This window comes from Kitasatospora sp. NPDC059812 (genome assembly GCF_042732075.1).
In the GTDB taxonomy this organism is placed as follows: domain Bacteria; phylum Actinomycetota; class Actinomycetes; order Streptomycetales; family Streptomycetaceae; genus Kitasatospora.
Map to the genome: position 1 here is coordinate 8,084 of NZ_JBHWIO010000036.1, position 4,597 is coordinate 12,680.

Consider the following 4,597-nt stretch of genomic DNA (forward strand, 5'->3'; position numbering starts at 1 on the left):
CGCGCGCGTGGCCGCTCGTCCGTCCGCTAGTGGCGGGGCGGGGGGGTGGGGGGGGGGGGGTGGGGGCGCGCCCGGGCCCGGGCCCCCCCCCCCCCCCCCGGCGCCGTTCGCGTGGTGAAGCGTTCGCGCTGCCGGGGACCGCTCTCAGGGCCCGTCGTCCGGCGCCTTCGCCAGGTCCCCGGGTTCGCACGCCTCCCGGCCCGTCGCCACGTGCACGACCCTGACCGACCGGTCGGGGCCGCCGGGCACGACCCGCTGTTCGTGCCCGCAGCGCGGGCAGATCAGCGGGATGCGCGAACGGTGCTCCCGGCCGCCGGCGTGGCCGCCGTCCGGGTGCGGGGCGCTCACGTCAGCGGGTGGGTCGGGACCGGGCTGACCTCCTGGATCTCGCCGTGGGCCTTGGTGAGCAGCTGCGAGGCCAGGTCGTTGAGGGCTCTGGCCCCCGCGATCTCCTCGCCGACCCGCAGCTGTTCCGGGTCCGAGGGGTGGCGGCTGCTGTAGCCGTGGGCCCGTAGTTCCCTGCCGTCGCGCAGCCGCAGCATGGCCGCGGCGGTCGTGCGCGGGCCGTCCTCGCGGAACTCCATCTCGATGTGCCAACCGACCAGAGTCTGCATGGCGGATCACCTCCATCGATTACTCCTCCGGTTACTCCTCCAGAGTGCGCCGCACCCACCGTGAACACCAGGGCAGGCGGACCGGAGGCAAGTTGAACGCGTTCAACTCTGCGGCGTAGAGTCGTCCACGACCAAGGTTTGAACACGTTCAAGGAGGTGCTTCCGGCATGGGCAAGGGCACGACGGAGCTGGTGAACCTGCTGGTCCTGCTCGGTATGGGCGCCGTCGTCCCGCTCGGCCTCGCCCTGATCGGCGAACCCGGCCTCGCCCGCGTCCGCCGGCTCTGGCCGCTCGCCGCCGTCCCCGGCGCGCTCTCGCTCTGGCTCCCGCGCGGCGGCCTCGCCACCGGCAGCGCCGCCCTCTACGCGCTCGGCACCCTGGCCGTCGCCCTCCACGCACCGCTGCGGCTGCGCCGGACCCGCTCGCTCGCGCCCGCCGAAATCGCCGTCCTCACCGCGCTCGCCGCCCCGGCGGTGGCCGGCACCGCCCTGGTCGCCGAGCGCTCCGGCTACCCGCTGTTCGGCTTCGAACCGCACGTCCTGGCGCTGACCGTCCCGCACTTCCACTACGCCGGCTTCACCGCCGCCCTCGTCGCCGGGCTGGTCTGCCGCAGCACCCGGGCGGGTTCCGGCGCCGCCCGCTGCGCCGCGCTCAGCGTGCCGGCGGGGACGCTGCTGGTGCTCGCCGGGTACTTCCTCGGCACCTGGGTCCAGTTCGCCGGGGCCTGCGTGCTCACCACCGGGATGTGGCTGGTCGGCCTGGTCACCTGGCGCGACCTGCGGCCGCGCGCCGCCGACCCGGTCACCGCCCGGCTGCTCACCGCCTCCTCGGCCGTCCTCGCCCTCACCATGCTGCTCGCCCTGTGGTGGGCCCTCGGCCAGGCGTCCGGACTCCCCCACCCCACCCTGGCCTGGATGGCCGCCACCCACGGCGTCGGCAACGCGCTCGGCTTCGCGCTCTGCTCGCTGCTCGCCTGGCGCCGGATCACCACCACGGAGGACCACCGATGACCGACCTCAGCTACCCGGAGCAGGGCGCCAGCGCCACCGGACACCTGCCCGGCGGGTACCGCCACCTGCGGCACCGGGCGCTCGTCGGCCGGGGCCGCCCCGCCCTGGAGGTGGCCGGGGCCGCCCTGCTCGGCTGGCGGATGCACCGGCTGGCCGGCGTGCGGATCGACGCCGACGCGGACCGGGCCGCCCCCGGCGTCGCCGTGCACTGCGCGATCGGCGTCGGCCCGCTCCGGGCCGGCGCCCCCAACCGGGTGCTGGCCACCGTCGACGGCCCGGACCGGTACGGATTCACCTACGGCACCCGGGCCGGCCATCTGGCGTGCGGCGAAGAAACGTTCCTGGTCGAACTGGAGGCGGACGGGGCGGTCTGGTTCAGCGTGACCGCCTTCAGCCGTCCGGTCGCCCGGTACGCCCGGCTGGCGGGGCCGCTGCTGCCGCTCGCGCAGCGGGCCTTCGCCCGGCGCTGCGGCCGGGTCCTGGCCCGGATCGCGGCGGACGCGGGGTAATGCCTTGGCCCGACGGGCGGGCCGTCCGGCATGATCGCCCGGTGATACGCATGCAGCCGGCCCTCGATGTCGCCGCGGGGCAGCCGTGACCAGCTTCCTGACCCACCGGGCCCGGGTGCACGACGAGCGGCTGCCGGTGCGCCGGCGGCTCAACGCCCTACGGACCTGCCTGACCTGCTTCGCGCCGTACGGCTTCCGGGCCACCTACCACCACCTCACGCTCAGCGCCCGGATGCCCCGGCTGATGGAGGCCGACCCGGACTCGCTGGTGCGGGCCGTGGAGGAGCTGCACGAGGCGCGGGTCCTGTGGCTGGCCGGGGCGCGGGAGTACGAGGCGCGGCGCCGGGCGGAGAAGCGGGCCGGGCGGCGGCAGCCGACCGAGCCGGTGTGGTGGAACCGCCCCTGGTGGGGCGCACCGGACGCGGCCTGGCGGGCGGACCCCTTCCTCCACCCGCCGCTGCGGCTGCCCGACTACGTCCGGCGGCAGAACGCGCTGCTGGACGGCGCCGAACTGCCCGGCTGCCCGGCCTGCGGGGACGAGGGGCCGGTGCTGTCGCGCTCGACCGGCCACGGCCTGGCCGAACTCTGCCGGACCTGCGCCTGGGTGCGGCAGCCGTGCCCGTGCGGGCGGTGGCACAGCTTCGAGCCCGCCCTGCGGGTCGGCTGGAACGGCATCTGGCGACGGGAGCACCTGACCGGCGACGGCACGCCGAACCCGCGCTGGCCCGGCGTACAGGGGCCGGCCCGGATCGAGCGGCTGGCGGCGTACCAGGTCTCCCACCCGTGGGGTTTCCGCTCCACGCCGTGAGCGGCGCCCGGGCGCTGAACCGGCGGGCGCTGGACCGGCGGGGGCGGCTACGGCGGGAGAGGCTCCGGCCCGGGCGGCTCCGGAATACCCCGTCGGGGCGCACGGTTGTCGCGAGCACGTGATCGGTAGCGCCGCCTCCGGAAGGGAAGGAATCGCGAGATGAGCAGCACGGTCGAGCTGACCAAGGAGAACTTCGACGACATCGTCCCGGGCCCGGAGGGCCAGGACTTCGTCTTCATCGACTTCTGGGCCGGGTGGTGCGGGCCGTGCCGCCAGTTCGCCCCGGTGTACGAGAAGGCGGCCGAGCGCCACACGGACCTGGTCTTCGCCAAGGTGGACACCGAGGCGCAGGTGGAGCTTGCCTCCGCGTTCGGGATCCAGTCGATCCCCACGCTGGCGATCGTCCGTGAGGGCGTGCTCGTCTTCTCGCAGGCCGGTGCGCTGCCGGAGTCGGTGTTCGAGGACCTGATCGGCCAGGCCAGGAAGCTGGACATGGCCGAGGTGAAGCGCAAGGTGGCGCAGGAGCAGGCGGCCGAGGGCCAGGCCTGACCCGTCCGGGTGTCCGGGACGTCCGCTTGTCCGAGGGCCCGGGGAGTGCGACTCCCCGGGCCCGGTCGCTCAGTAATCCGGGCGAAAATCCGGGCGAAGTCCGGCCGGGGTCGGTCCTAGAGTCGTCGGCGACGGAGATCCCGCCCGACCGCGAGGAGCGATCCACCATGAGCACGTTCGTACTGGTCCCCGGTTTCTGGCTCGGCGCCTGGGCCTGGGAGGAGGTCGCCGGGCCGCTGCGCGCCGACGGGCACACCGTCCACCCCGTGACGCTGCCCGGGCTGGCGGAGCGCGCGGGCGAGGCCGAGCCGATCGGGCTGGCGGAGCACATCGCCGCGCTGGCCGACCTGCTGGTCCGCGAGGACCTGTGGGAGGTGGTGCTGGTCGCGCACAGCGGCGCCTGCGCCCCGGCCGGCGGCATCGCGGACCGGATGCCGGAGCGGATCCGCCGGGTGGTCTACCTGGACAGCGGCCCGATGATCGACGGCGGTTCGCTGTACGACCTCTGGCAGCCCGACCACCGCGCGGCGGCCGACGCCTCGGTGGTCGACGGCCGCCTCCCGATGCCCTCCTGGGCCGACCTCGCCGCCGACGGCGCCAGTGTGGAGGGCCTGGACGAGGCCGCGCTCGCCCGGATCCGCGAGCGGGCCACCCCGCAACCGGCCGGGGCGTACCGGGACCGGCTGCGGCTGACGGGCGCCTCGGCCGCGCTGCCGCAGGCACTGGTGACCTGTTCCTTCCCGCTCGCCCAGGTGCAGGCGATGATCACGGCCGGCCACCCGTGGTTCGCCGGGCTCGACGGGCCGAACTGGGAGCTGCGCGAACTGCCCACCGGGCACTGGCCGATGTTCTCCCGCCCGGCCGACACGGCGGCGGTACTGGCCGAGCTCGCGGCGCTCTGACCCTCCCTCGGCTCGGACCCGTCGGCGGGTTCGTCGGCGCGTTCGTCTGCGGGTTCGTCTACGCGAAGCCCCGTTGACGTCGCAGGATGGGCACGGCGCCGGGCCCACCGCCCCGCGCCCCGCCCGCCCGGGGGGCCCTCCCCCCCCCCGACGGCCCCCCAGGGGCGGAACCCGCGGGGCAGAAGTGGGCCGCGGGGGGCGGTGG

Annotated in this window: 6 protein-coding genes and 1 pseudogene; 5 read left to right on the forward strand and 2 right to left on the reverse strand. The window is 75.8% G+C overall.

Translation table 11 applies throughout. The features are described 5' to 3' along the window. Window positions 1–144: 144 nt before the first annotated feature. Window positions 145–348, reverse strand: coding sequence for a hypothetical protein (locus ACFV6D_RS19625; RefSeq protein WP_063346967.1), 204 nt, complete (start codon window positions 346–348; stop codon window positions 145–147). Next, a complete protein-coding gene (locus ACFV6D_RS19630) occupies window positions 345–614 on the reverse strand; it encodes a DUF1876 domain-containing protein (RefSeq protein ID WP_063346968.1) in 270 nt (89 codons plus the stop codon). The genes ACFV6D_RS19625 and ACFV6D_RS19630 overlap by 4 nt, the downstream gene beginning before the upstream one ends. 167 nt (window positions 615–781) lie before the next feature. On the opposite strand from ACFV6D_RS19630, the gene ACFV6D_RS19635 reads away from it, so the two are divergent. The 5 genes and pseudogenes from ACFV6D_RS19635 (at window position 782) to ACFV6D_RS19655 (ending at window position 4,392) form a co-directional block, all read left to right on the forward strand. Then, window positions 782–1,624, forward strand: coding sequence for a YndJ family protein (locus ACFV6D_RS19635; protein ID WP_380492044.1), 843 nt, complete (start codon window positions 782–784; stop codon window positions 1,622–1,624). Further along, window positions 1,621–2,133, forward strand: a complete 513-nt coding sequence (locus ACFV6D_RS19640) for a DUF1990 domain-containing protein (RefSeq protein ID WP_363371254.1) — start codon at window positions 1,621–1,623, stop codon at window positions 2,131–2,133. The genes ACFV6D_RS19635 and ACFV6D_RS19640 overlap by 4 nt, the downstream gene beginning before the upstream one ends. A gap of 85 nt (window positions 2,134–2,218) precedes the next feature. Then, window positions 2,219–2,941, forward strand: coding sequence for a hypothetical protein (locus tag ACFV6D_RS19645; RefSeq protein ID WP_380560600.1), 723 nt, complete (start codon window positions 2,219–2,221; stop codon window positions 2,939–2,941). A 147-nt stretch (window positions 2,942–3,088) separates the two neighbouring features. Next, window positions 3,089–3,490: pseudogene (locus ACFV6D_RS19650) on the forward strand (thioredoxin family protein); the annotation flags it as partial. A 167-nt stretch (window positions 3,491–3,657) separates the two neighbouring features. Beyond that, window positions 3,658–4,392 carry an alpha/beta fold hydrolase gene (locus tag ACFV6D_RS19655; protein ID WP_380560601.1) on the forward strand — a complete coding sequence of 245 codons (735 nt, stop codon included), beginning with the start codon at window positions 3,658–3,660 and terminating at the stop codon, window positions 4,390–4,392. Window positions 4,393–4,597: the final 205 nt, after the last annotated feature.

Coding starts and splice junctions, on each gene's coding strand:
- ACFV6D_RS19630 (WP_063346968.1), bottom strand. CDS start 614: ATGCAGACTCTGGTCGGTTGGCACATCGAGATGGAGTTCCGCGAGGAC.
- ACFV6D_RS19635 (WP_380492044.1), top strand. CDS start 782: ATGGGCAAGGGCACGACGGAGCTGGTGAACCTGCTGGTCCTGCTCGGT.
- ACFV6D_RS19640 (WP_363371254.1), top strand. CDS start 1,621: ATGACCGACCTCAGCTACCCGGAGCAGGGCGCCAGCGCCACCGGACAC.
- ACFV6D_RS19655 (WP_380560601.1), top strand. CDS start 3,658: ATGAGCACGTTCGTACTGGTCCCCGGTTTCTGGCTCGGCGCCTGGGCC.